24 protein-coding genes and 7 tRNA genes are annotated in these 24,392 nt (G+C 56.4%); 21 read left to right on the plus strand and 10 right to left on the minus strand.

Going from position 1 to position 24,392, the window contains the following annotated elements:
* Positions 1–20 precede the first annotated feature (20 nt).
* The 3 genes from msrB to HMPREF3042_RS07670 are packed head-to-tail and all read right to left on the minus strand — an operon-like array spanning position 21 to position 2,651.
* A complete protein-coding gene (gene msrB / locus HMPREF3042_RS07660; RefSeq protein ID WP_070856714.1) occupies positions 21–446 on the minus strand; it encodes a peptide-methionine (R)-S-oxide reductase MsrB in 426 nt (141 codons plus the stop codon).
* Positions 439–1,827, minus strand: a complete 1,389-nt coding sequence (locus HMPREF3042_RS07665; protein ID WP_246822372.1) for a glycosyltransferase family 87 protein — start codon at positions 1,825–1,827, stop codon at positions 439–441. The genes msrB and HMPREF3042_RS07665 overlap by 8 nt, the downstream gene beginning before the upstream one ends.
* 11 nt (positions 1,828–1,838) lie before the next feature.
* Positions 1,839–2,651: a dihydrofolate reductase family protein gene (locus HMPREF3042_RS07670; protein WP_070856716.1), complete on the minus strand. Its 813-nt coding sequence runs from the start codon at positions 2,649–2,651 to the stop codon at positions 1,839–1,841.
* A gap of 103 nt (positions 2,652–2,754) precedes the next feature.
* Between HMPREF3042_RS07670 and HMPREF3042_RS07675 the strand changes: the two genes are divergently transcribed.
* The gene (locus HMPREF3042_RS07675) at positions 2,755–3,252 is read left to right on the plus strand and encodes a ferritin (RefSeq protein ID WP_016422668.1); all 498 of its coding nucleotides are present in this window, start codon (positions 2,755–2,757) and stop codon (positions 3,250–3,252) included.
* A gap of 333 nt (positions 3,253–3,585) precedes the next feature.
* On the opposite strand, the gene HMPREF3042_RS07680 is transcribed toward HMPREF3042_RS07675, so the two are convergent.
* From HMPREF3042_RS07680 to HMPREF3042_RS07705, 6 genes are all read right to left on the minus strand, one after another.
* Positions 3,586–3,658: transfer RNA gene (locus HMPREF3042_RS07680), tRNA-Gly, on the minus strand.
* 27 nt (positions 3,659–3,685) lie between these two features.
* A tRNA-Val gene (locus HMPREF3042_RS07685) sits at positions 3,686–3,760 on the minus strand.
* A gap of 66 nt (positions 3,761–3,826) precedes the next feature.
* A tRNA-Gly gene (locus HMPREF3042_RS07690) sits at positions 3,827–3,899 on the minus strand.
* Between the two features lie 27 nt (positions 3,900–3,926).
* Positions 3,927–4,001, minus strand: a tRNA-Val gene (locus HMPREF3042_RS07695).
* Positions 4,002–4,033: 32 nt separating this feature from the next.
* A tRNA-Cys gene (locus tag HMPREF3042_RS07700) sits at positions 4,034–4,104 on the minus strand.
* A 66-nt stretch (positions 4,105–4,170) separates the two neighbouring features.
* Positions 4,171–4,243 (minus strand) — tRNA-Gly (locus tag HMPREF3042_RS07705).
* Between the two features lie 359 nt (positions 4,244–4,602).
* Between HMPREF3042_RS07705 and HMPREF3042_RS07710 the strand changes: the two genes are divergently transcribed.
* From HMPREF3042_RS07710 to HMPREF3042_RS07775, 14 genes are all read left to right on the plus strand, one after another.
* A tRNA-Val gene (locus HMPREF3042_RS07710) sits at positions 4,603–4,677 on the plus strand.
* A gap of 185 nt (positions 4,678–4,862) precedes the next feature.
* On the plus strand, positions 4,863–5,453 hold the full coding sequence (locus HMPREF3042_RS07715) for a copper resistance CopC family protein (protein WP_070832268.1): 591 nt from the start codon (positions 4,863–4,865) through the stop codon (positions 5,451–5,453).
* A gap of 4 nt (positions 5,454–5,457) precedes the next feature.
* On the plus strand, positions 5,458–6,066 hold the full coding sequence (locus tag HMPREF3042_RS07720) for a copper chaperone PCu(A)C (RefSeq protein WP_070856717.1): 609 nt from the start codon (positions 5,458–5,460) through the stop codon (positions 6,064–6,066).
* Between the two features lie 286 nt (positions 6,067–6,352).
* Positions 6,353–7,579: a Dyp-type peroxidase gene (locus tag HMPREF3042_RS07725; RefSeq protein WP_070601490.1), complete on the plus strand. Its 1,227-nt coding sequence runs from the start codon at positions 6,353–6,355 to the stop codon at positions 7,577–7,579.
* 159 nt (positions 7,580–7,738) lie between these two features.
* Positions 7,739–9,733 (plus strand): threonine--tRNA ligase, encoded by a 1,995-nt coding sequence (thrS, locus tag HMPREF3042_RS07730; RefSeq protein ID WP_222865459.1) that lies wholly within the window; start codon positions 7,739–7,741, stop codon positions 9,731–9,733.
* Positions 9,734–9,883: 150 nt separating this feature from the next.
* A complete protein-coding gene (locus HMPREF3042_RS07735; protein ID WP_042388668.1) occupies positions 9,884–10,519 on the plus strand; it encodes an ATP adenylyltransferase in 636 nt (211 codons plus the stop codon).
* A complete protein-coding gene (gene pgsA / locus HMPREF3042_RS07740) occupies positions 10,513–11,214 on the plus strand; it encodes a phosphatidylinositol phosphate synthase (RefSeq protein WP_049173006.1) in 702 nt (233 codons plus the stop codon). The genes HMPREF3042_RS07735 and pgsA overlap by 7 nt, the downstream gene beginning before the upstream one ends.
* Positions 11,215–11,225: 11 nt before the next feature.
* Positions 11,226–12,128: a phosphatidylinositol mannoside acyltransferase gene (locus tag HMPREF3042_RS07745; RefSeq protein WP_070601488.1), complete on the plus strand. Its 903-nt coding sequence runs from the start codon at positions 11,226–11,228 to the stop codon at positions 12,126–12,128.
* Positions 12,129–12,130: 2 nt separating this feature from the next.
* Positions 12,131–13,273, plus strand: coding sequence for a glycosyltransferase family 4 protein (locus tag HMPREF3042_RS07750; protein WP_070856718.1), 1,143 nt, complete (start codon positions 12,131–12,133; stop codon positions 13,271–13,273).
* Between the two features lie 53 nt (positions 13,274–13,326).
* Positions 13,327–13,830 (plus strand): NUDIX hydrolase, encoded by a 504-nt coding sequence (locus tag HMPREF3042_RS07755; RefSeq protein ID WP_070856719.1) that lies wholly within the window; start codon positions 13,327–13,329, stop codon positions 13,828–13,830.
* 139 nt (positions 13,831–13,969) lie between these two features.
* Entirely contained in the window at positions 13,970–14,872 is a 903-nt protein-coding gene (gene pdxS, locus HMPREF3042_RS07760; RefSeq protein ID WP_005511452.1) for a pyridoxal 5'-phosphate synthase lyase subunit PdxS, read from the plus strand.
* Position 14,873: 1 nt separating this feature from the next.
* Positions 14,874–15,752: an acyl-CoA thioesterase gene (locus HMPREF3042_RS07765; protein ID WP_070601485.1), complete on the plus strand. Its 879-nt coding sequence runs from the start codon at positions 14,874–14,876 to the stop codon at positions 15,750–15,752.
* A complete protein-coding gene (pdxT, locus tag HMPREF3042_RS07770; protein ID WP_070856720.1) occupies positions 15,752–16,372 on the plus strand; it encodes a pyridoxal 5'-phosphate synthase glutaminase subunit PdxT in 621 nt (206 codons plus the stop codon). Before HMPREF3042_RS07765 ends, pdxT begins: the two co-directional genes overlap by 1 nt.
* Positions 16,373–16,451: 79 nt before the next feature.
* Positions 16,452–17,204, plus strand: a complete 753-nt coding sequence (locus tag HMPREF3042_RS07775; RefSeq protein ID WP_049172992.1) for a YebC/PmpR family DNA-binding transcriptional regulator — start codon at positions 16,452–16,454, stop codon at positions 17,202–17,204.
* Positions 17,205–17,359: 155 nt separating this feature from the next.
* On the opposite strand, the gene HMPREF3042_RS07780 is transcribed toward HMPREF3042_RS07775, so the two are convergent.
* Positions 17,360–17,824 (minus strand): DUF3817 domain-containing protein, encoded by a 465-nt coding sequence (locus HMPREF3042_RS07780; protein WP_049172991.1) that lies wholly within the window; start codon positions 17,822–17,824, stop codon positions 17,360–17,362.
* A gap of 115 nt (positions 17,825–17,939) precedes the next feature.
* Between HMPREF3042_RS07780 and ruvC the strand changes: the two genes are divergently transcribed.
* The 6 genes from ruvC (at position 17,940) to secF (ending at position 24,359) form a co-directional block, all read left to right on the plus strand.
* Positions 17,940–18,497 (plus strand): crossover junction endodeoxyribonuclease RuvC, encoded by a 558-nt coding sequence (ruvC, locus tag HMPREF3042_RS07785; RefSeq protein WP_070856721.1) that lies wholly within the window; start codon positions 17,940–17,942, stop codon positions 18,495–18,497.
* Between the two features lie 82 nt (positions 18,498–18,579).
* A complete protein-coding gene (gene ruvA / locus HMPREF3042_RS07790) occupies positions 18,580–19,200 on the plus strand; it encodes a Holliday junction branch migration protein RuvA (RefSeq protein WP_070856722.1) in 621 nt (206 codons plus the stop codon).
* A 66-nt stretch (positions 19,201–19,266) separates the two neighbouring features.
* Entirely contained in the window at positions 19,267–20,379 is a 1,113-nt protein-coding gene (ruvB, locus tag HMPREF3042_RS07795) for a Holliday junction branch migration DNA helicase RuvB (protein WP_049172984.1), read from the plus strand.
* 68 nt (positions 20,380–20,447) lie between these two features.
* Positions 20,448–20,909 (plus strand): preprotein translocase subunit YajC, encoded by a 462-nt coding sequence (yajC, locus tag HMPREF3042_RS07800; RefSeq protein ID WP_049172982.1) that lies wholly within the window; start codon positions 20,448–20,450, stop codon positions 20,907–20,909.
* Positions 20,910–21,209: 300 nt separating this feature from the next.
* Positions 21,210–23,135: a protein translocase subunit SecD gene (gene secD, locus HMPREF3042_RS07805; RefSeq protein WP_070856723.1), complete on the plus strand. Its 1,926-nt coding sequence runs from the start codon at positions 21,210–21,212 to the stop codon at positions 23,133–23,135.
* A 6-nt stretch (positions 23,136–23,141) separates the two neighbouring features.
* Positions 23,142–24,359 (plus strand): protein translocase subunit SecF, encoded by a 1,218-nt coding sequence (gene secF, locus HMPREF3042_RS07810; protein WP_070852279.1) that lies wholly within the window; start codon positions 23,142–23,144, stop codon positions 24,357–24,359.
* Positions 24,360–24,392: the final 33 nt, after the last annotated feature.

Below are 24,392 nucleotides of genomic sequence, written 5' to 3' on the forward strand. Positions count from 1 at the left end.
GGCGCTGTTTCTTTATCCGGTTATTCAGCCGTCTTGTCCGGTTCCAGCGTGAGTGAAATTGAATTGATGCAATAACGCAGGTCGGTTGGAGTATTGTATCCCTCTCCCTCAAAGACGTGTCCGAGGTGAGACTTGCAACGACTGCACAGCACTTCGGTGCGGACCATACCGAGGCTCGTATCTCGTCGCTCAATAATGCGGTCTCCTGCTAGTGGAGAGAAGAAAGATGGCCAACCGCAGTGAGAGGCGAACTTCTCGTTCGAGCGAAACAGCTCGTAACCACAAGCCCGGCAGCGGTATACACCTTGAGTTTTAGTATCGGTGTACTCACCGGTGAAGGCGCGTTCAGTACCTGCCTGACGCAAAACCTGGTACTCCGCGGCACTGAGGCGTTCGCGCCATTCTTCTTCGCTCAGATTCCAGTCTTCGCTATGCGAATCATCCATTCTGAATAGCCTCCTCAGACTTGAGATCAGATTCCTGATTAAACTTCCCGCCTGCGATCTTCCAGTCACCCAGCCAGCTGAAGCCGGATGCAAAGCTACGCCCATTGACGGCATCCACGATCGTCATTCGAATGAGTGCTGCCGTGATGGAGAGGATAAGAACGGCCCATCCAATACCGCCGATTGCAATCGTGAACCACGGGAAAAATAGGTCATCCTCATCAATCCACCAATTGGCGTAGAAGAAACAGAGTACGACTCCGAGTCCTGCTCCCCAATTCAACATGACAGTCGAACCAATATTTCCTTCATTGTCGCGATCCAAAACCAATGGGCGAAGCACGGTGAGAACCATTGGCAAGAGCGTTATCGAGTAGTACTGCTGTCCCAGGCTGGAAAGGAAGAACGCGCCGGTGAAGAGAACTCCGGAAGTCGTAGCAATCCAGAATTTCTCATCTCTTTCGAGCCAGCGAAGAAGGAGCACGACAGATACCAAGACGAAAATGCCGAAAAAGATTTGCCACAGCAAAATCAGTGTCGGGTGGGCACCCAGCCAAACAAGCTGCCCAGTCAGTGAAGCATTCGCAAAGTCACGGACAACTCCCAGGTAGGGGATAGTGATATGTAGGTAGTCACGTGGCTGGACCATGAGCGGCCACGCAATGACATTAGCTGCAATTACCACCCCGATACTGGTCAGTACCGTAGAGAACTGCCTGCGCATGAACGGTAGGAATAGCATTGGCAAGAACACGGGCTTGATAGTGATTGCGATACCGATAATCAGGCCGGCCAAGATATTGCGTCGCTCCGTCAGTGCAATAAAAAACAGCACTAAGGCAAGGAACAGTGAACCGTTGACATTCGTAAAATCAAGGGTGTTGGTAACGGGTTCCGTGAGGTAGAGCAGTGCTATCGACGCTGGAATGATGGGGCCAGAACGCGCAATACCAAGCCACCTGAGTAGCAACACAATTGCCGCAATGATGGCAGCTGACTGAAATACCGCAAACCAGATTCGGCCCGATTCAAGTGAGCCGAACAAATCAATCGGGGCTAAAAGTAGGGTAGCGCCTGGCGAATACAGATAGTGCGGATCGGCTGTTACGTAGTCTTCCGAATAAACGGGTACCTGCGATACGAATCGATGAATTGCCGACCAGACCGTCGTAAAGTCATCTGTGCCAGACACGTCTTTCGGCAAAATCCAGGTGCGGTGAAAGATCACCACAGCTGCGATAGGCCACAAGAAAGCGTTGAGTCCTCGCGACACCTGCCGAGACAGAGGGCGTGGAGCCACCGAAGGTGGTTCTGGCGTGTCCTTGGACGTTTGCGTTAATGCCGTTGCGTTTGCGCTCACGTCGATTTTTGGTTTACTCACAATACTCCACCCTACTGGGTGAAGCTGCGGGAATAGCGTAGGAAGATGTGTGAGTCGGAACGTAGGATATCCCGCACTTCAAAAGCCTGCGGATTCGTCGAGTTCCCGTCCTCATCAGGGTCGTTCTCGCCGAAAGTCAGGGGACCGTTACCCACCCACATTGGCGACAACGTCAGGAACAGTTCGTCGACGCACCCGTATTTGAATGCTTCTCGATACATTGTCGGCCCACCCTCTACGACAATGTCCCGATAACCATGTTCGGCCAGCCACGCTAACGCCGCTTCTACCGAGGGGTCAGGGAGCTTAACGACGCGAGCTCCGACTGACTCTATCTTTTTAACTTTGTTCTCGTGCGCGGCTGTTTCCTCTTCGCTATTAAAAGTGTCCTCAGTAGGGGTGAAGATTATCGGAGGATTCGCTTCTGCGTTTGTAAAAAAGTCGGACTCTACGTCCAAGTCCAAGGAACGCGAGAGCGTGGACATTGCCACATGCTCAGAGCGACCAAGCTTTTGACGAATGGCCTCTAGGTGCTCCGGTATCTCAACTGGGCCGTAGTCTTCTGCGACAATGGTGCCCGTGCCGACGAAAACGACGTCGGCAAGCGCACGAAGCGTGTTGAAAATTGTGGCGTCGGTGTCATTGCCAAGCTGTCCTGAGGCGCCTTCGATGGCGCCACGTCCGTCCATACTGGTGACGGTGATGGCGGTAACTGTGGGAGTGGCGGGGAGCTCCGGCGCTGAAGCAGGTGTCGTTTGTGCTGGTCGGGAAAGAAAGTGAAGAATTTCATCGGTAGATGGGTTTGCGGATGTGAGTGTAGCCATACCGCCGAGGTTAAGCTCACGATTGCAGAGTAGGCAAGGCCTGGCTTATAAGGGCAGCGCCATAATCGTTGTTGTTTGCGAGGGTTTTACCTATAGTGAAGGTATGCGACTCACAGATACCCTTGAAAAGGCATTCAACGACCAGATCACTATGGAGCTCACCGCTTCGCACGTCTACCGTCAGCTCGCTATCGAGCTGGACCTGCTGGACCTTTCTGGTATGGCAGAGTGGATGCGTGCACAGGCGGAGGAAGAAATCGATCACGCCAATCAGTTCATTAACCACCTTGACGCTCGCGACAATCGCCCGCAGATCGGCGCAGTCGAGGCGCCGGAGGTGAAGGTCACATCCGCTATCGATGCATTCCGCATTGCGCTCGAGCACGAGGAGAAGGTTTCGGCATCTATCCGTAACCTGCGCAACCTTGCTGACAGCGAAGGTGACATCGACTCTCGTCCGCTGCTGGATAGCTTCGTAGTTGAGCAGATTGAGGAAGAGGACACCGTCCGCGGCATCATCGGTCGCCTGGAGATTCTGGGTGACGATGGCGCTGGCCTGCTGCGCCTGGACAAGGAGCTCGGTGCTCGCGACGCAGCGTAACCTCGAGTTCAGTTCACAAATTTGATAGAAAAGACCGCTCCAGGGCTAAGTTCCTGGGGCGGTCATTTCTATTCGGCTGGAGTCTCAATCGATGGGCTTGGCGTCCAGTCAAACCTAAATTCGTGGAGCTGCCATGTGCTGATCATTCATAGTCCCAAGCGAGTGAGCTGCTCAGCAAAGCCCGCCGAATTGGAAAACTTGGCAGCCGAGACGCCCGGTGAAAGACATGTCTTGCTACTTAACACGGGGGAGCGGTACGGCTCAATGAAATTGGTTGCTTGACTGGGGTTAAACGAAAACTCCCTCCCGGATGCCCGGGAGGGAGTTAGTCTGAGCGGATGACGGGACTCGAACCCGCGACCCTAACCTTGGCAAGGTTATGCGCTACCAGCTGCGCTACATCCGCAAATACGTTCGCCCATAAGGGCTTACGTGGTGCGCGATACTAGGATTGAACTAGTGACCTCTTCCGTGTCAGGGAAGCGCTCTCCCACTGAGCTAATCGCGCTGGGTTAAAAGCTATATGAAAGCTTTCATGCGCAACCCCCTTCTGAGAGAAGGGGGCTTTGCACTGAGCGGATGACGGGACTCGAACCCGCGACCCTAACCTTGGCAAGGTTATGCGCTACCAGCTGCGCTACATCCGCAAATACGTTCGCCCATAAGGGCTTACGTGGTGCGCGATACTAGGATTGAACTAGTGACCTCTTCCGTGTCAGGGAAGCGCTCTCCCACTGAGCTAATCGCGCAAAACATCGAAACCGGTAAGGAATCTCTGCTGAGGTGGAAACGGGAATCGAACCCGTGTACACGGCTTTGCAGGCCGTTGCCTCGCCACTCGGCCATTCCACCGTGAGGCTGCCGCCTCAGTGGTTGCCTCGAAGTTATACCACAGGGCCTAACTTCTTGAGAAACCAGAGCGGATGACGGGACTCGAACCCGCGACCCTAACCTTGGCAAGGTTATGCGCTACCAGCTGCGCTACATCCGCATCGCGTTGCAAGGAGGGCGAAAAGAGAATCTCAATTGCTCCCTTGCGGTGCGAAAGATACTTTAGCGTGATTGTGCGATTGATTACAAATTACCAGGTGAGCATCTGTATTGCCTCTATGAGAGTGGGGCTAAAGACCAATCTTTGATGCCTCTGAATCGCAACAATGTCATTTATTCGCTTTCGCGGGTTTGTTACTGGGCGCCTATCGAGCCGCTATCGTCATGGAGTTCCATCGATGGGGTAAAAAATCTTCGAACTGCGCAATCGCAAACGCAATGCAACTCAATTAGGGAAATCTCCAAAACGCGTGCTAACTTATTCCGCAGAGCAGCAAAGGCTTAGTGCTTTTCTGTCCGAGTCCCATAGCTCAGTGGAAGAGCGTTCCGTTCACACCGGAAAGGTCGCTGGTTCGAACCCAGTTGGGACTACCATTTAAAACCCCGGTCGACGCATCGTATAAAAACGGCGCGGCCGGGGTTTTGCTGTGTGACCTGAACTATATTCGTCCCTCTCGGGAACTTTTCTGGGCTACCATCCGACAATAGGTACAAGGGCAGCGGTCAGACTACTGCTGTTCTTCTCGAACTGTCCCGCTTAAAGGAGTTGAACTGTTCTAGTGAGTCCCCGGGTCGCTTCAGGCGAAACGTTTCGGTTCTCAAAGTCGGGTTTCCGACGTGCAGTAGCCGCCGCTGCGGCGCTTGCGGTCTTTGCCGGCGCGTCCGTTATCAATGCAGCCCCTGCGAGTGCTCATGATTCCGTCCTGTCATCGAATCCAGGCGACAAGCAGGTTCTCGATGAATTTCCGCACCACGTTTCTCTCAAGTTCTCCGGCAACCCCAAGAACAACTTCAACACCGTTGCAATTAGTGATGCAGATGCCAAGGAAGTCCTGTACTCCCACGAGCCAGAAGTAGTGGGTAATGAGGTCTCTTTGGATATTCCTGAGGAGATTAATCCAGGGCCTGGCAACTACATTATTGGTTTCCAGATTACCTCCTCTGATGGTCACTCCACCCGAGGAAAGACCTCTTTCTCAGTGGCTGATCCGGATGCTGCTGGCGCAGCCGAAGCTGGGGCAGAATCTCGTCAAACCGGTGCGCACGCCGAGGAAACGAAGTCAATACCGCTATGGGCTTATGGCCTCGGTGGTGGACTCATCGTCATCATCGCCGCTGTCGTCACCGTTATTAATCGAAAGGCAAAATAGGCACATGAAGCTCAATCGCACTGCAACTGCACTGATTGCTGGTTCCGCAGCTCTGACCCTTGCTCTAGCAGGTTGCTCATCCGACGATAACACTGCTGCTGAGGTGACTGAGTCCGCAACCTCCGCTGCGACCGAGGCTACTTCTCAGACGGAGAAGAGCGATGCTGCTGTGCAGCTGGTCGATGCCTACATCAAGGAAAAGCCGGCTGACAAGGGCATGACCGCCATCTTCGGTACGCTGACCAACAACACTGATAAGGACATCAAGGTTTCGTCCTTCAAGCTTGAGGGGCTGAAGGCGGGCACGAAGTTCGAGCAGCACGACACCAAGGACGGCAAGATGTTCGAGGTGCCGGAAGGTCTGACGATTCCGGCTGATGGCGAACTCGTTCTCGAACCGGGTAGCACTCACTTCATGATTATGGACAATGATGAAGCTATGGATGTGGGAGCTGAGTACAAGCTCGTCATTGAGCTTTCCGACGGCTCTAGCATCACCCAGGACGTTGAGGTTCGTGTCCAGTCGGCGGGCGAAGAGGACTACGGTAATGACGGTGACCTGAACAACCCAGAGCATATGGGCGGCGGTGAGATGGATCACTCGCACCACTAATTCTTGTGACAAGTTGGTCAAGCAATGGCTCGTCGTAAAGCGGGCGTGAGCTCAGGTACGTCGAGGAATTGATTAACTGGATCTAATGGTGACAGAAGCGCTGGAGTTGGCAGGTTATTGCAGCATATGCAACGAACTCCGGCGCTTTTCTTTTTCCGAAAAAGGTTTTCGATACGGTCGAATTGGATAGGCCAGTGGTTGCGTTGAAGCCATTGAAAAATCGGCGGATTTCCAGCCACCTCATGGGCTCCAGTTTGAAGTAATCAGAAAGGTAAGAGTGCACAACATGTCCAAAGGCTTTTCCAGAAGGCGTTTTCTTGGCGGGCTCGGCACCGCCGCAGGAGCCTCAGCGCTCGCCCTGGGGGCGCCGGAAGCCCAGGCGATTGGGTTGGAACGTCCACAGGAAGAGCCGCCGAAACCGCCTTTGCAGACAGCAACCGTACCTTTTGATGGGGCTCATCAGGCGGGGATCGCGACGCCCGCACAGGCGAATCTATGGCTAATAGCCTTCAACGTAAAGAAGGGGGTTAATCGCAATCGTCTCCAAAACCTCATGCGTGCCTGGACCGATGACGCTCGCCGAATGACAGCCGGCAAGGCTACTCGAACGGACTTGGAGCCTGAGCTCATGGGGAGCCCGGCCAATCTGACTATCACAGTTGGATATGGGGAAAACTTCTTCACAATCATCGATAGGGAAGACCAGAAGCCCGAGTGGCTGGAGGATCTGCCAAAGTACGTTAACGATGAGCTCCGCCCGGAGTGGAACGGTGGAGACCTGTGCCTGCAGATTTGTGCGGATGACCCGGTAATGGTCTCCCACGCGGCTCGAATGATGATCCGAAATGCGGGCTCTTGTTTGGACGTCCATTGGGTGCAGGCTGGCTTCCAGCACGCCAATGGTTCTAGGCAGGAAGGCGAGACCCCGCGCAATCTCTTCGGCCAGAAGGACGGTACGGTCAACCCGCGCACTCGTGAAGAATTCGACAAGCAGGTCTGGATTGACAGTGGCCCAGATTGGTTGCGGGGCGGTACAGCGATGGTTGTCCGCCGTATCGAAATGGATATTCCAGGCTGGGATGTCTTGGACCGCGAAAGCCGCACTGTTATTACCGGCCGAGATATCGGCACCGGTGCGCCAATTGGAGGTAAGGACGAGTTTGAGACCGTCGACCTGGCGAAGACTGATGAATATGGTCTGCCTCTGACGGATCCGAACAGCCATGTTGCACTGTCCATGCCTCCGAAGGAGAAACCTAATCAGCGGATTCTGCGACGGGTCTACAACTATGACCTGCCACCGGAACCGAATGGTCGATTCGAGACCAACACCGGCCTGATATTCATTTGTTTCCAGAAGGACCCGTTGGAGCAGTTCAATCCGATTCAGGAGCGGCTGTCTAAGAACGACCGTCTCAATCAGTGGATTTTCCACATTGGATCCGCCGTGTTTGTTATGCCGCGAGGAACTTCTGAGGAGGAGTACTGGGCGCAGGACCTTTTCGAGGCCTGAGTTTTGACCGTGCGGTAAAGTGTGTGAACGACTGACGAAGGTCACCAGGTATGTGATTTTCGAAGACACTTTGAAAAGGAGTACACGCACGCCGTGTCAGAAGAATTTGCAACCCCAGCACCGTTTTCCGTGCCCGCAGGAGTTTCTGCGGGCGAGGCGATGAGAGACTTGGGTTTCCCGAACAAGGGCGTTGACGCCATCGTTTGTGTCCGCGATCCTGAAGGCAATTTGAAGGATTTGTCCTTTAAGCCAGAAGTGGAAACCGTCTTCGAGCCCGTTCCGGCGAATACTCCGGACGGTCGTGATGTCATTCGCCACTCTGCGACTCACGTGATGGCTCAGGCCGTGCAGTTGGAGTTCCCTGGGACGAAGCTGGGCATTGGCCCTGCCATCGACAATGGTTTCTACTACGACTTCCGTGTTGATGAGCCTTTCTCGCCGGAGGATCTCAAGCGCATCGAAAAGCGTATGAAGAAGATCATCAAGTCTGGTCAGCGGTTCGAACGCTTCGCGTTCGAGTCTGCTGATGAGGCGCAGGAAGCGCTTGCCGACGAGCCGTATAAGCTCGAGCTGATTGTTGAAAAGTCGGCCGGCAAGGTGTCCGAAGATGATGAGGCCAATGTCGACGTCGGTGGTGCAGGCACGACCTTGACCGGCTACCGCAACGTCAATCCGCGTACCGGTGAGACCGAGTGGTTTGATCTTTGCCGCGGCCCGCACGTGCCGACCACCCGCTACATCCCTGCTTTTAAGATCACCCGTTCTTCCGCTGCGTACTGGCGGGGTGACCAGTCTCGCGATAACTTGCAGCGTGTTTACGGCACTGCGTGGGAGTCCAAGGAAGCGCTAGACGAGTACCTTGACCGCATGCTCGAGGCTGAGAAGCGCGATCATCGCCGCTTGGGCTCCGAGCTGGATCTGTTCAGCTTCCCAGATGAGATTGGTTCTGGTTTCCCGGTATTCCATGTCAAGGGCGGCATCATCCGCAACGAGATGGAGCAGCATTCCCGTCGCCGTCATATCGAAGCGGGCTATGATTTTGTGAACACCCCGCACGTAACCAAGGGCGACCTGTTCAAGAAGTCCGGTCACCTGGACTTCTACGCGGATGGCATGTTCCCGCCAATGCAGCTCGACGGCGAATATGACGAACACGGCAACTGCACCAAGGCTCCGCAGGACTACTACGTCAAGCCGATGAACTGCCCGATGCACAATCTCATTTTTGCATCGCGTGGTCGCAGCTACCGTGAACTTCCGATTCGTATGTTCGAGTTCGGCACCGTCTACCGCTACGAGAAATCGGGTGTTATCCACGGTCTGACCCGAGCCCGTGGCTTTACGCAGGACGACGCCCACATCTACTGCACCGAGGATCAGCTGGAAGAAGAGCTCACTAACGTCCTCGACTTCATCATTTCGCTTCTTCGTGACTACGGCCTGGATGACTTCTACCTGGAGCTGTCTACGAAGGACGAAAAGAAGTTCGTCGGCTCGGATGAAATTTGGGAGAAGTCCACGGCAATTCTCCAGCGTGTTGCCGATGCTTCTGGCCTCGAGCTCGTTCCTGATCCGGGCGGAGCCGCTTTCTATGGTCCGAAGATTTCCGTCCAAGCCCGCGATGCCATCGGCCGTACCTGGCAGATGTCGACCGTTCAGCTCGACTTCAACCTGCCGGAGCGCTTCGAGCTCGAGTACACCGCACCTGACGGCACCAAGAAGCGCCCGATTATGATTCACCGTGCGCTGTTCGGCTCCATCGAACGTTTCTTTGGCGTCCTATTGGAGCACTACGCGGGTGCTTTCCCGGCCTGGCTGGCTCCGGAACAGGTTGTTGGTATCCCGGTTGCGGATGACTGTATCCCGCACCTGGAGGACTTTGCTGCACAGCTGAAGTCTCGTGGCATTCGCGTCCACGTGGATACGTCGGATGACCGCATGCAGAAGAAGATTCGCAACCACACCCAGGCCAAGGTTCCGTTCATGATTCTGGCTGGTGCCCGCGACATTGAGGCAGGTGCCGTCAGCTTCCGGTTCCTCGATGGCACCCAGATTAACGGGGTGGCAGTTGAGAAGGCTGTGGACATCATCTGTGATTGGGTTGCTTCGCGGAATAACGAACAGCCGAACAAGGAGAATGTCTCTGCTCTCTAGAGGTCGCTAACGCTCTCTAATTCGACCGCGTTGTTTTAACTGGTGAACCACGCGTGGCAATCCAAAGAAGTTGACCGCGAGGTCGTAAACTACAGCAGAGAAACATATGTGGTCGGGGCTCGAATGGGGCCCGGCCACGCAACGAAGGGGATGGCAGTGAATCAGTCGGGAAGTGAAGAGTTGCCTCCGCAACAGCAGGGCAATGCCGGCCAGCAGGAATCGTCTGATGGCGTATATGTCGACAGCGGTTACGGCGAACCGGATCGGCTCACGCGCTTATGGGCACCGTACCGGCTGGACTACATTGTCAAGCGTGGTGTGCATAACTCCAAGCCATCCCGTAACCCCTTCGTTGATTTGCCGAAGCAAAGCGATGAGGAAGCACTCATTATCGCTCGCGGCGAGTGGGTGTACGCCGTTTTGAATCTGTTCCCGTACAACCCAGGGCACCTCATGGTGGTTCCATATCGCGAAGTTGCCAACCTTGAGGACTTGACCGACGAAGAAACGGCCGAGATGATGCGGTTTGCCAAGCATGCGGTTCGTACTCTCAAATCGGTTTCGCGTCCGCACGCCGTCAACGTAGGTTTCAACTTGGGCAAGGCCTCCGGCGGTTCGGTTGCTGACCACCTGCACATGCACGTTGTGCCGCGCTGGTCCGGCGACAGCAATTTCATGACCGTGATCGACGGCACCAAGGTGCTACCGCAGGCGCTTCGTCAGACGCGCGAATTGCTTGCCGACGGCTGGCGTGCCCTCAATCAGGAGGATGGGGCAGCATGCTGAGTGTCCGTGGCAGGGCTCCAATCCGCCCAGTAGTTGAACCGGTAGCCGCTGCACTTTTGCGGGTCGGGATTAGCCCGAACACGGTCACCCTGGTGGGAACTGCAGTTTCCGTTCTGCTTGCGGTAATCCTGATTCCTACCAACCATCTTTTTGCAGCTGCGGTTTCAATCGCTATTTTCACAGCTTTTGACCTGCTCGATGGCACGATGGCCAGACTTCGAGGGCAGGGAACGAAATACGGAGCGACGCTGGATGCTTCCTGTGACCGCATTACTGATGCTGCACTGTTCGGGGCGATAGCGTATTGGGTGGTGTATCACCATGACGCGGATCCAGTGCTGCTTATTCTGACACTGATTACCATGGGGTCTTCCCAGGTCATTTCCTACGTTAAGGCTCGGGCAGAGGCCAGCGCCCTTAAGGTCAACGGTGGTCTCGTCGAACGTGCGGAGCGCCTGATTATCGGTCTAATCGGCATTGGGCTCCAGGGGCTTGGCGTGGACTATGCCCTCTACGTCGCGATGTGGCTCCTGGCGATTGGGTCGGTATTCACCGTCGTCCAGCGCTTGTACATGGTGGCTAAGCAGCCAGGAGCGTTGGATCCCATCGCCCCGCCAGAAGGCGCAGCTGATAGTTCATCTATTAACCCCGACTCTGCTCCGAAGTCCACGGGTTCGGCTGATTCCAACAACTAAAGGAGGATACAATGACTAGTTTCTTCCTGCCTCGCTCTAAAGATGATTTCGTTGCGCTCGGCTATATGGCCGGGTGGAAGATTTTTGGTCTGCTGCCGGAACGCGTGGCCTACCGTATCGGCAACATAGCCGCCGATCGTGTAGCAGCAAATCCCGCGACTACCCGCCAGCTTCGCAAGAACTTGGCTCGCGTTATGGGCTGTCCATCTGAGGAAGTGCCGCAAGGTCTTATTCGGGCTTCCATGCGTTCCTATCTACGTTATTGGGTGGAGGCATTCCGGTTGCCCTCCATCGCGTCGCCCGAGTTGGCAGACACGGTCGAGTCCACCAGCGATGGGCTCGAACGAGTTGCTGAGGCCCTCGAGGCAGGAGATTCCATCGTCATCCCACTGCCGCATTCTGGTAACTGGGATATGGCAGGTATGTGGCTCGTTTCCCGGCATGGCCGGTTCAGTACCGTGGCGGAACGGCTGAAGCCAGAGGTGCTTTACGACGCTTTCGTGGAGTACCGCGAATCCCTCGGATTCCGTATTCTCCCGCTTACCGGTGGAAAACCCGCGATGCCGGAACTGCAGAAGCGATTGGAAGACGGTGGCGTTGTGTGCCTGCTGTCTGATCGTGACTTCGGCGGCCACGGGGTCCCGGTCACTTTTTTCGGCGAGCAGACTACCATGCCGGTCGGTGCAGCAAAGCTGGCACTGGACACTGGCGCTCGGCTTATGCCCGCGGGCCTGTCCTACACGCGCGATGGCTGGCGTTTTGTAGCGCATCCATTCGTGCCGACTGAGGGGCGCAATCTAGCTGACATTGTCCAGGACATCGCTACTGTTTTTGAATCTGATATTGCCCAGCATCCAGCGGATTGGCACATGATGCAGCCACTGTGGCCAGCGGATAAGAAGAGGTCAAAGTAGCCGTGCGAATCGGAATGGTGTGCCCGTACTCGTTCGATGTCCCAGGCGGTGTTCAAGCTCACGCGATTGACTTGTGTGAGGAGTTCATCCGTCGCGGCCACGAGGTCAGTCTTATCGGCCCAGCTAGCGCGCAGGCGGACGTGCCGGATTTCGTTGTTCGAGGTGGTGCCGCCATCCCGATTCCATATAACGGCTCGGTCGCGCGGCTGTCTTTTGGTCCCCGCACCAGCCGTCGAGTCCGCACGTGGATTGAGGAGGGTAGCTTTGAAATCCTTCATATCCATGAGCCGAATTCGCCCAGTTTTTCAATGCTGTCCTTAGTGAACTCGGTCGGTCCAATTGTCGCGACCTATCACTCTGCGGCGACGGACTCCCTGGCATTGAAGTTGGCCACGCCATTTTTGCGGAAATACCTTGAACGCATTCGGGGAGGTATCGCTGTCTCCGAAGTGGCTCGTCGCTGGCAGGTTGAGCAACTCGGCGGCGACCCGGTTCTCATTCCCAATGGTGTCCGTGTTGGAGATTTCGAGTCCTGTCCGGCCGCCTCATCGTTGCCCGAGATCCCGCCACGGCGTGAGGGGTTCTATCGGCTTGTGTTCCTCGGACGCTTCGACGAATCCCGCAAGGGCTTTGACGTTCTGCTCGACGCATTGCCGGCAATATGTGCGGAGATTCCACAGCTTGAGGTCTGTGTTGTTGGTGATGGTGATGTCGCAGCAGCACGTCGTAAAGCGGGCAGAAACGCAGATGTCCTGCATTTCGTCGGCAGACTGTCGGAGGACGCTAAGGCGTCAATCCTCGCCGATGCGGATGCGTACATTGCCCCGCAGCGTGGTGGGGAGAGTTTCGGCATCGTGCTGGTAGAGGCGATGGCGGCGGGTGCGCCGGTGATCTCCAGCGACATCGATGCGTTCAAACTCGTGCTTGACGACGGCCATTACGGGCTCCACTTTGAAAACGGTAACTGTTCAGACCTTGCGGATGCAGTCGTACGCCTTTTGAGACAGCCAAAGTTGGGGGAGGAGCTTCGCGCACTCGGGCATAAACGGGCTTGGGAGTATGACTGGTCGCAGGTCGCCGATGGCGTTTTGCGTGTGTACGATACGGTGCGCATGGATGGCGAAAAAGTCGTCATTGCGCCATAGAGATTTCCGTCGTGGCAACTGATTAAACGCAGCGGAGTGAAAGTGGGTTTTCGGTGGACGTAACCGTTCCAATCTGGGTCGTTGTCCTAGTCATTGCGCTGATTGTCGTGCTTGTTAGCGGTTTGGTGGCTTCATCGACAGCGACGCGTTTGAACCGTATGCACATTCGCACGGACTTGGCGCGTTCCTCACTGGAAGCAGCATTGGGGCGAAGGGCCGCAGTTGCTCGTGCCGCCTACCCGGAGCTCGCCGGCGTAGTGACAAAGGTGGAAGCCACACCACTTCGAGCCAACAACACTGGGCAGCGCGCAGACGTGGAAAACGAACTGACTAGGAAAATTGTGGCGCTCTATGAGGAACAACCTGTGGACCGGACGATGGCAATTGAGCTTTCTGACGCACACACGCGGCTCGAGCTCGCCCGCCGTTTCTACAATGATGCGGTGACGGATACGAAAGCACTGCGAGCCAGGCCGCTAGTGCGCGCGCTGCGGCTGGCGGGCACTGCACCTGAACCGGAATATTTCGATGTCGCAGATGGACCGACAACGGCTTAATTGTGGGAAAAGCCGCCGTTGTGCTGGAATTTCGTTGTGTTTTCTGACTCAATGAACAGCACTGTCTAGTTCAGGCGTTATAGTGTTAGACGACTACCAACAGTCACATTCACCAGTTTTATTAGGGAAGTAGGGTTCGTTGAGCACGGTTGAGAACAACTCCGGGCAGGGCACCGCACGCGTGAAGCGCGGTTTCGCTGAGATGATGAAGGGCGGCGTCATTATGGACGTCGTTACTCCGGAGCAGGCCAAGATCGCTGAGGATGCCGGCGCAACTGCCGTGATGGCGCTGGAGCGCGTCCCCGCCGATATTCGCGCAGAGGGTGGCGTGTCGCGTATGTCCGACCCGGACATGATCGAGGGCATTATCAATGCCGTCTCCATCCCGGTTATGGCCAAGGCCCGTATCGGCCACTTTGTTGAGGCACAGGTTCTGCAGTCTCTCGGTGTTGACTTCATTGACGAGTCCGAGGTTCTGACCCCGGCCGATTACTCGAACCACATCGACAAGTTCGACTTCACCGTGCCGTTCGTCTGTGGTGCGACCAACCTGGGTGAGGCTCTGCGCCGCATCAACGAAGGTGCTGCCATGATTCGCTCGAAGGGCGAGGCCGGTACCGGTGATGTCTCCAACGCTGTGACTCACATGCGCACCATCCGCGCTGAAATTAACCGTCTGCGTTCCATGGCTCCGGACGAGCTCTATGTTGCTGCCAAGGAGCTGCAGGCGCCGTACGAGCTGGTACGCGAGGTCGCTGAGACCGGTAAGCTACCGGTCGTGCTGTTCACCGCAGGTGGCATTGCGACTCCAGCTGACGCTGCAATGATGATGCAGCTCGGTGCCGAGGGCGTCTTTGTTGGTTCCGGTATTTTCAAATCCGGTGATCCGGAGAAGCGCGCCAAGGCTATCGTGCAGGCAACCCAGCACTACGATGACCCGAAGGTCATTGCAGATGTCTCTCGCGGTCTCGGCGAGGCGATGGTTGGCATCAACGTCGACGAGATTCCGCAGCCGCACCGACTCGCTGAGCGTGGCTGGTAAAATGGCTAACATCCGCGAGGTATTAGATCTGGAACAGATTGACCGGGACATTTTCCGTGGCCCAGTCATTAAGTCAATCCTGCAGCGCACTTTCGGTGGCCAAGTTGCCGGCCAGTCCCTCGTCGCGGCGACGCGCACGGTGGGTAATACCTTCGCGGTGAACTCCCTCCACGCCTACTTTGTAGGCCCGGGTCGCCCCCATATCCCGACGGTGTACATGGTCAAGCGTATTCGCGATGGCCGGTCTTTCTGCCACCGCTCCGTCGAAGCTGTGCAAGATGGCCGTACGATTTTCGTCATGCAGGTCAGCTTCCACCGCAAGGGGGATGAGGGACTCGAGCACTCTGACGTGATGCGCAAGGTGCCAAATCCTGAAGATGTGGTCACAGACACCTCTGAGATGACGAACACCCGCCGCCTGCTCATGCGCGAGTGGGCGGATTGGGATATCCGGGTAGTGCCGGATGATCAGTTCGAACACAACAAGTACACCCCGTCCCAGCAGCTCGTGTGGTTCCGGTGCAAGGATCGCCTGCCGGATAACGAGACCTTCCACGTCTGCACGCTGGCGTACATGTCGGATATGACTTTGCTGTCATCGGCACTCGTTCCGCATCCAGGCGTTGAGGTCCAGGAAGCCAGCCTCGACCACGCTATGTGGTTTATGCGTCCGTTCCGTGCGGATGAATGGCTGCTCTACGACCAGATTTCGCCATCGGCGCACGCTGGTCGCGCACTGACTCACGGTCGCATCTTTAACCAAAAGGGCGAGCTCGTGGCCGTCGTCACGCAGGAAGGGCTGACCCGAAGCCTGGCCCCGGGTGTCGAGCCCGTGCCAGTGGCGACGAACTTCGACGCTCGCAGTGAGAACCTAGATTAATGACACAGGAAACAATCGGGATCCTCGCTCTTCAGGGCAACGTTGCCGAACACGGATATGTTCTCGACCAGCTCGGCGTCCCGCACCGAAAGGTGCGCTTGCCGCGTGACTTGGAAGGGCTTAGCGGGTTAATTTTGCCCGGCGGCGAATCAACGACCATGAGCAAGTTGATGGTCTTCAATGAGCTTGAAGATCCGCTGCGGGAAGCCCTCCGCGGTGGCCTTCCGGCATACGGCACCTGCGCAGGCATGATTTTGCTTGCCGACGAAGTGCTCGATACCCGTCCGGATGCCGTTAGCCTGGGAGCGATTGACATCACCGTCCGTCGTAACGCATTTGGCCGGCAAGTGGATTCCTTCGAAACTGACTTGGATATTCCGCAGCTGGCGATTAGCGGTGACCAGCCGCCTGTGCACGCCGCCTTTATTCGTGCTCCGTGGGTCGAGCGTATCGGTGATGATGTTGAGGTGCTAGCGCGGGTGCCAGAATCGGCTGGAGAGACCGCAGGTACAGTGGTCGGAGTACGGCAGGGGGCTGCGATGGCCACCAGCTTTCACCCGGAGTCGACGGGGGAGACGCGGCTCCACAAGTTCTTTTTGCGAGAGCTTGTCGGCATTTAAATCCCCGGTTTGTATAATGAACACCTGACGAATTCCCATCTACATGGGTATTGACGAGAGGATTGGTAGGAACTAGCACATGGCGGGTCATTCAAAATGGGCAACCACAAAGCACAAGAAGGCTGCTAATGACGCCAAGCGCGCCAAAGAGTGGGCAAAGATGATCAAGAACATCGAGGTCGCGGCTCGTACCGGCGGCGGTGATCCTGCTGGTAACCCCACCCTCGATGACATGATTAAGAAGGCCAAGAAGGCCTCGGTTCCCAACGACAACATTGAGCGTGCCCGCAAGCGTGGTTCCGGCGAGGAGTCCGGCGGTGCTGACTGGGAGACCATTGTCTACGAAGGCTATGCACCTGGTGGCGTCGCTTTGATTGTGGAGTGCCTGACGGATAACCGTAACCGTGCTGCTTCCGATGTGCGCTCGGCGTTCAACAAGAACAACGGCAACATGGCGGACAACGGCGCCGTGGCGTACCTCTTCGAAAAGAAGGGCGTCGTCGAGTTGCCGAAGGGCGAGCTGACCGAGGATGACCTGCTCATGGCGGTTCTCGATGCCGGTGCAGAGGAAGTCAACGACCTGGGTGAAAAGTTCGAGGTTGTCTCCGCCTTTACCGATTTGATGAATGTCCGCACCGCTCTTGTCGATGCCGAAATGGAGTACGACTCCGCAGATCAGGACTACCGCGCTTCTACCACAGTCGCTCTCGATGCTGACGGCGCACGCAAGCTCTTCCGTCTGATTGACGCTCTCGAAGAGTCCGACGACGTGCAGAACGTCTACTCGAACGCCGACATCAGCGACGAGGTCATCGCCGAACTCGACGACTAGGCGTTTTCTTGTCGACGGTTCTGCTGACTGGCTTCTCGGCGTTAAAGGGTGCCCGTGGTAGGACAGTCCGCAGCGCTGAATTGCTCGGCGAGCTGGTGTGAATAGAAAATCCCCATCGGAGAATCGTCCGATGGGGATTGGTTTTTATGGGCGTCCTAGGAGAACCACTGAGTCGGAGGTCCGGCCATCAGCAACAGTGTGAAGACCACCGCGAGAACAATCAAGATGACGAACGCCGAGATAAAGGGGCGACGAATAATCATGGCGAGTGCCCACTCGAATATGCCCTGTGGCTCCTCGGATTCGTCGGTAAAGCGCCAGGGTCGATCCAGAAGGCCTGCCTTCAGGGTGTTTCGTTCAAACGGATAGGTTGCGAATGGAATGATAGAAGAGGCGAGGCCGATGACACCGCGGCCAAAGCTCCACTGCTGGTTGATCCACACCATGATGGTGGTGACTACGTAGCACAGGAACGTAAAGCCGTGGATGCTGCCGAAGATAGTGGTGGCGACGTCCGTGACTTTGAACAGGTACTTCAGCGCCAGGCCTAAAAGCAGCAGAGCCCACGTGACCATTTCAGCTGCAGCGAGAACGCCGTAGAGCTTCTTCGGTGAATTCATGGTGTTAAACGTATCAGAACCAACGGTTGGTACTCCTTCTAGCTACGATACAAACAGCTGTTCGAAATATGGTATTAGTGGAGGAGTGAATTATCGAGCTGGATCTCTGCGGGTGATGGGCATCGACCCTGGCCTTACTCGTTGTGGTCTCTCCATTGCGGAAGGCGCTCAGGGCAGGAAAGTCATTCCCATTTCTGTGGGGGTCGCCCGCACACCAACCACGGCGTCGTTGGAGGATCGTCTTTTACGGCTTTCCAACGCCGTGGAGCAGTGGATGGATGAGTACGAACCGGACGTGGTTGCGATGGAACGGGTATTCGAGCGCGGCAACGTGTCCACCGTGATGCAGACGGCGCACGCGGTTGGTGTCCTTGTCCTCGCTGCGGCGAGACGCGGCTTGGAAGTGCATATGTACACGCCATCGGAGGTAAAGAAGGCGCTCACCGGCAACGGTCGAGCTGATAAGAAGCAGATGACCATGATGGTGACGAGAATCCTTGGGTTGGAAACTCCGCCAAAACCTGCAGATGCAGCGGATGCTTTGGCCATCGCTATCTGCCACTGTTGGCGTGGTCCGGTTCTGCAACGCCAGCGCGATACCTTGGCTGCGCTTGCGAAGCAGCACGAGGAGCGGGAGTTGGAGCTTTCTCGCCGTGAGAATCGCTCGCGGTAGGGGAGCTTGCTAGAGAACACTTGTGAGTTCGGCGTTTATCGCGGTGTCTTTAGGGAAGCCGTAGTGAAAGGAATTGTGAGAAGTGATTGCATCTCTTCGCGGTGAAGTTATCGACCTCGGTGCGGACTATTGCGTTATCGAGTGCGGTGGTGTCGGGCATTTGGTCACCATTACAGGCAGGCTAGCTTCCCAGTTGGTGAGGCATGAGCAGACTTTTATGTTGACCACAATGGCGGTTCGTGAAGACGCGATTACGCTCTTTGGTTTTGCCAATTCACAGGAACGTGAGATGTTTGCGCTCTTGCGCACTGTCTCGACGGTGGGGCCGAAGGTAGCGATGTCTGTTCTTTCTGTACTGTCGCCGGCGGAGATTGCCAGTGCGGTCGCCTCAAAGAATGCGAAGGCCTTGCAAGCAGCTAACGGCGTCGGCAAGCGATTGGCGGAGCGCCTGTTGGTTGAATTGAAGGATAAGGTCGAGGTTTTCGCGGACAGGGTGGTATCGCCGCCGGAGGAAGCTGCAAACGGAGCAGCACCTGGCATTGTTTTGAAGGCAGATCTGGATCAGGTCGTTGGTGCTTTGGTCGGGCTTGGGTTCCCGGAAGCTGACGCGAATGAGGCAGCGGAGACCGTTGTTCGGATTGATCCGACCTTGGATACTTCAATGGCGCTGAAGGCGGCGCTAAAGACATTGGGCGAGAAGTAAATCCAGGTTGAGGACCTGCAGCTACATTGATGATGAAAATTGGCAGTGCACTAGGATGAGGGGACTATGAGCGATATCGAGCGCACGGAGTTTAACGTGTCGGGCAATCCCTTCAGGGACTCTTTAGGTGGGAAAGCCAACGACCATTTTGGCGGTGGTGGAAATGGTGCACAACGTGATGTCGATGCCCGCGCTCAGGTCGAGGAAGTCGATGCGGAATCGAACCTGCGACCAAAGTCGTTAGGGGAGTTCATCGGCCAACCCAAGGTCCGCGAACAGCTGGATTTAGTGCTTTCCGGGGCACGGGGGCGAAATGTGACTCCGGACCACATTCTGCTGTCGGGACCTCCCGGGCTGGGTAAGACCACCATGGCCATGATTATTGCGCAGGAGATGGGGAGCTCCCTGCGAATGACCTCCGGTCCGGCGCTTATTCGCGCTGGCGATTTGGCAGCAATGCTGTCGAACATGCTCGAGGGCGATGTCCTGTTTATCGATGAGATTCACCGCATTGCCAGGCCAGTGGAAGAAATGCTGTACATGGCAATGGAAGATTTCCGTATTGATGTCATCGTAGGCAAAGGGCCTGGAGCTACGTCGATTCCACTCGAGATTCCACCATTCACGTTGGTCGGTGCGACGACGCGCTCGGGTATGCTGACTGGCCCACTGCGTGACCGCTTTGGTTTTACCGCGCAGATGGAGTTCTATGAGGTCGAAGATCTGACAAAGGTGGTTACCCGTGCCGCTGGGATCCTCGGGGTAGACATCAGCCCGGAGGCTGCAGTGGAGATTGCGTCGCGTTCGCGCGGTACACCGCGAATTGCCAACCGTCTGCTGCGTCGCGTCCGCGATTTCGCCGATGTCCACTCCGGTGGCGTTATTGATCTTGGTGCGGCTAAGGCAGCGCTGATTGTGTTCGATGTCGACGAGCTGGGGCTCGACCGTCTGGATCGGGCAGTGCTGACAGCCCTGGTCAAGGGACACGGCGGTGGGCCGGTGGGGGTAAACTCGCTGGCACTGGCAGTGGGTGAGGAGCCCTCGACCGTGGAAGAAGTGTGCGAACCCTACTTGGTACGTGCAGGAATGATTGCGCGCACATCCCGTGGACGCGTGGCAACTGCCCGAGCATGGCGGCACTTGGGGCTACAGCCCCCGGAGGGCACTATCGGAGAATAGCTTTCCCCCAAATCCTGTCCCAGGGCAGTGTGGAATAGCGAGCAGGCAATTCGTTAAACTCGACAGACATGGATCAAACTATTCTCCTCCTACTTATTTTCTTGTTCCTGGCGCTGCCGATTTGGCAGATCGTCAAGCAGAACAAGCAGGTGCGCACCATCCGGGAAATGCAGGATAAGCTGGCCCCTGGCGCGGAGGTCATCACCGGTTCCGGCATGCACGGCGTGGTCGTTGATACCACCGACACAACCGTTGACCTAATCATCGCTGACGGCATCGTCACCCGTTGGGAGAAGGGCGCTATTGCCCGCAACCTCACTACCGGCGCGGGAGCTAGCTACGCTCACCGCGACCAGCGTGGCAGAGTTTCCGATGCGCCGGACGACCACATTGGCGATGTGCAAGAAATTACCGGCCACGGTCCGGCTGATAATGCGGCTTCGGACAGCAACGAGCAGGCCGCGAACCCGGATACAACGAGCAATTCGGATAATCCGGGTACAGACGATTCCACTTCCACCGAAAAGTAGTAGCAGTTTTTGTACGCCCACGCCCTGCCGGTTTGCATGCATCCAGGCTGCAGCGTTAGCGGGCGCGACCCAGGTTTCGCCGTCGGCAAGCGTGGGAAGATTTTCACTAAACAGGTACAAGTCAAAACCGGCGCAGGCCGCTAAATCGGTTATCCTCTAGCGGTTGGTGTTTATAGCCTTGCTTGGCGACGCCCGCAATGCCCCTACCTGGTATTGCGCGAGTTCGCGGTGCAGTTATAGACACGCGTTTCAACCCGAAACGTTCAAGTACCTAAACGTCACGATTCAGGAGACTTTGCTTTGAACAGCAAATCCAGATCTGGTGCGAATACATTCAAGAGGAACTGGCCACAGTGGCTGTTGGCGCTGTTTGTCAGCTTCCTTATCCTTACGTACGCACTCGTCTTTTTCACCGGCGGCGGATCGGCCAAGCCAAAGTTGGGTATCGATTTGCAGGGCGGTACCCGAGTAACCCTGGTGCCGCAGGGCGAAAAGCCGACCCGCGATCAGCTCGACCAGGCTCGCAAGATTCTGGAGAACCGCGTAAACGGCATGGGTGTCAGCGGCGCTCAAGTTGTCACTGACGGTGACACCCTGGTCATCACCGTGCCGGGTGAAGACTCCCAGGAGGCACGTTCCCTCGGACAGACTTCGCAGCTGTTTTTCCGTCCGGTAGAGCAGCCCACGCAGGGCCCTGATGAAGCTGCCTTTGGTGAAGTAGTCAAAAAGACCGCAGAGGACTGGGTTTCGGTCGGTGTCCTGTCGAAGGAGGACGCCACCAAGCGCGTCGATGGCCTGTACAAGGACATGAACGAGACGCAGAAGCGTGCAATTGATGCCTTCAAGGAACAGAACCCGGACCAGCCGGTCCCGGAGGAACTGTCCAAGTCGCTGGGCGAGGCCCCGAAGCTGGACGCAACGGCTCCGGCAAAGCCGGCGAACTCGATTGAAGCGGCAGAGCTGCGTACGAAGGTTCGTGACGTGCTGTTGGCGACTCGCCAGTCCGACGATCCAACGACACAGTTTGCAGCCGCTGCGCTAATGACCTGCGATAACCGCGATGCAGTTGATCCGCTACAGGGTGCCGATGACCCGGCCAAGCCGCTGGTGACCTGTGCGCCAGAAGGCGGTAAGGCAATCTTCCTGGGCAAGGTTCCTCTGTTGATTGGGCAAGACGACGAGGTCAAGGGCCAGCGTCTGTCCGGCGATGCTATCGACACCAATGCGCCGATTAGCGGTGGCTACGATCAGCAGTCTGGTCAAATCCAGGTCTCCTTTAGCTTCAAGTCCGGTAAGAACGACACCGGCGCTCGTACCTGGACCAAGCTGACCAATGACTACCTGCAGCAGCAGGTCGCCATCGTGTTGGACTCGAAGGTTATTTCCGCGCCGGTGATTCAGGAGGCAACCCCGGTCGGTTCAGCTACTCGAATCACGGGTGATTTCACTATCGATGAGGCACAGGCGCTGGCGAATAACTTGCGTTACGGCGCACTGCCACTGTCCTTCGCAGGTGAGGACGGCGAGCCGGGCGGTACCACTACGACCATTCCAGCCATGCTGGGGTCGGCCTCCCTGGAGGCCGGTCTGCTTGCCGGCATTATCGGTATTGCTCTGATTGTCGTCTACGCAATCGTTCTTTACCGAGGCCTCGGAGCCATCTCGCTGGTTTCACTGGCAGCAGCTGGTGCGATGGTCTACGGCGTACTCGTGCTGCTCGGTCGCTGGATTGGCTACTCACTCGATCTCGCTGGTATCGCCGGTATCATCATTTCCATCGGCGTGACAGCTGACTCCTTTATCGTCTTCTTCGAACGCATTAAGGATGAGATTCGTGCGGGTAGGACATTCCGCTCTGCGGTACCGCATGCTTGGCGACGAGCACGGCGTACGATCCTGTCGGGTAACTTTGTGTCCATCATTGCGGCTGTGGTCCTCTACATCCTGGCTGTTGGCGATGTGCGTGGTTTCGCATTCACGCTTGGTCTTTCCACGGCATTCGATATTGTGACCGCCTTCCTGGTGACTGCGCCACTGGTCATTCTGGCTACTCGCAAGTGGCCGGCACTGTCCAAACCATCCATGAACGGCTTTGGTTCAGTCATGGAGGTCGCTAACAGGAACAAGTCCGTAGCTACCGGTAAAAAGGCTGTCACCTCCAATGCAGCCGCCAGTGCAGTTGCCGACACCGGTTCGGCTGACTCCGGCGCGAATGAGGGGAAGTAGGAATCCATGAATACTACTCAGACGAATCCGGCGCTGACTAGCGAAAATGACGCGGCTAACGAGGACTCATTCTTCCGCCGCCTCTACACCGGCGAGGGTGGAATCAACATCGTCGGTAAGCGGAAGCGCTGGTACCAGATTGCGATTGCCGTCATTGTCGTTGCTGTAGCATCGATGCTGATTCGAGGGTTCAGCTTCGGTATCGATTTCGAGGGCGGCACCAAGATGACTATGCCGCCTGCGTCAGTGACGACTGAACAGGCTGAGGAGGTCTTCACCGACGCCACCGGCGTCAAGCCGGAGTTGGTGCAGATCATCGGTTCTGGCGAAGGCCGCATTCTGGAAATCACCTCAGAGAAGCTGACTCAGGACGAGATTAATAGTGCTCGCGTCGCACTGAACGACGCATTCAAACCCGTCGACGCACAGGGGGAGCAGACCCCGGATGCGATTGGTGACTCGACCGTTTCGGAGTCGTGGGGCTCGTCGATTACCAACCGCATGCTGCTGGCTGCAGTAGTGTTCTTGGGCTTGGTATTCGCCTACATCACTATCCGCTTCGAGCGTGACATGGCCATTTCTGCCATCCTCGCCCTGGCCGTGGACGCAATCGTGATTATGGGCATCTACGCGCTGATCGGCCTTGATGTCACCCCGGCCACCATTATCGGTCTCCTGACCGTGCTGTCGTTCTCGCTGTACGACACCGTCGTGGTCTTCGACAAAGTCGACGAGAATACGGCAGGCTATCGTTCATCGACACGTAGAAGTTACGCCGAGCTGGTGAATCTGGCTGTCAACCAAACCATCATGCGTTCTATCAACACCACAGTGTCGACGCTGCTGCCAATCCTGGCACTGATGATTATCGCCGTGGGCATGCTGGGTGTCGGTACGCTGAAGGATTTGGCGCTGGTCCAGCTCATCGGCATTATTCAGGGCACGTTCTCCTCGATTTTCCTGGCTTCGCCGCTGTTGGTAACGCTCAAGTCGCGTCAGCGTGAATACCGCAAGCATGATGAAGCGGTGCTGGCCGCTCGCACAAAGGTATCTGCTGGGGAAGACTCGAACACTGAGTCGGCTGCCGCCGATGCCGCGGAGGGCACGGGCGCGGAAGACGCGTCGACAAGCGAAATGGAACAGTCGACGCCGAAACGAACGGTGAAGACTCCGAAGCTTGAGGGCGATGAAAACAAGCCGCTGTCCTGGCGTCCGGGGCAGTAGGAGGTAGCGCCTCCCAGTGGTTCGGGTGAAACT

The sequence above is a fragment of the Corynebacterium sp. HMSC074C05 genome, from assembly GCF_001838325.1.
Lineage (GTDB): Bacteria > Actinomycetota > Actinomycetes > Mycobacteriales > Mycobacteriaceae > Corynebacterium > Corynebacterium amycolatum.

Bases quoted from the DNA above. Each gene is read 5' to 3' on its own strand.
- msrB (WP_070856714.1), bottom strand. From the start codon at position 446: ATGGATGATTCGCATAGCGAAGACTGGAATCTGAGCGAAGAAGAATGG.
- HMPREF3042_RS07670 (WP_070856716.1), bottom strand. From the start codon at position 2,651: ATGGCTACACTCACATCCGCAAACCCATCTACCGATGAAATTCTTCAC.
- HMPREF3042_RS07675 (WP_016422668.1), top strand. From the start codon at position 2,755: ATGCGACTCACAGATACCCTTGAAAAGGCATTCAACGACCAGATCACT.
- HMPREF3042_RS07720 (WP_070856717.1), top strand. From the start codon at position 5,458: ATGAAGCTCAATCGCACTGCAACTGCACTGATTGCTGGTTCCGCAGCT.
- HMPREF3042_RS07725 (WP_070601490.1), top strand. From the start codon at position 6,353: ATGTCCAAAGGCTTTTCCAGAAGGCGTTTTCTTGGCGGGCTCGGCACC.
- thrS (WP_222865459.1), top strand. From the start codon at position 7,739: ATGAGAGACTTGGGTTTCCCGAACAAGGGCGTTGACGCCATCGTTTGT.
- HMPREF3042_RS07735 (WP_042388668.1), top strand. From the start codon at position 9,884: ATGGCAGTGAATCAGTCGGGAAGTGAAGAGTTGCCTCCGCAACAGCAG.
- pgsA (WP_049173006.1), top strand. From the start codon at position 10,513: ATGCTGAGTGTCCGTGGCAGGGCTCCAATCCGCCCAGTAGTTGAACCG.
- HMPREF3042_RS07745 (WP_070601488.1), top strand. From the start codon at position 11,226: ATGACTAGTTTCTTCCTGCCTCGCTCTAAAGATGATTTCGTTGCGCTC.
- HMPREF3042_RS07765 (WP_070601485.1), top strand. From the start codon at position 14,874: ATGGCTAACATCCGCGAGGTATTAGATCTGGAACAGATTGACCGGGAC.
- pdxT (WP_070856720.1), top strand. From the start codon at position 15,752: ATGACACAGGAAACAATCGGGATCCTCGCTCTTCAGGGCAACGTTGCC.
- HMPREF3042_RS07775 (WP_049172992.1), top strand. From the start codon at position 16,452: ATGGCGGGTCATTCAAAATGGGCAACCACAAAGCACAAGAAGGCTGCT.
- HMPREF3042_RS07780 (WP_049172991.1), bottom strand. From the start codon at position 17,824: ATGAATTCACCGAAGAAGCTCTACGGCGTTCTCGCTGCAGCTGAAATG.
- ruvC (WP_070856721.1), top strand. From the start codon at position 17,940: ATGGGCATCGACCCTGGCCTTACTCGTTGTGGTCTCTCCATTGCGGAA.
- ruvB (WP_049172984.1), top strand. From the start codon at position 19,267: ATGAGCGATATCGAGCGCACGGAGTTTAACGTGTCGGGCAATCCCTTC.
- yajC (WP_049172982.1), top strand. From the start codon at position 20,448: ATGGATCAAACTATTCTCCTCCTACTTATTTTCTTGTTCCTGGCGCTG.
- secF (WP_070852279.1), top strand. From the start codon at position 23,142: ATGAATACTACTCAGACGAATCCGGCGCTGACTAGCGAAAATGACGCG.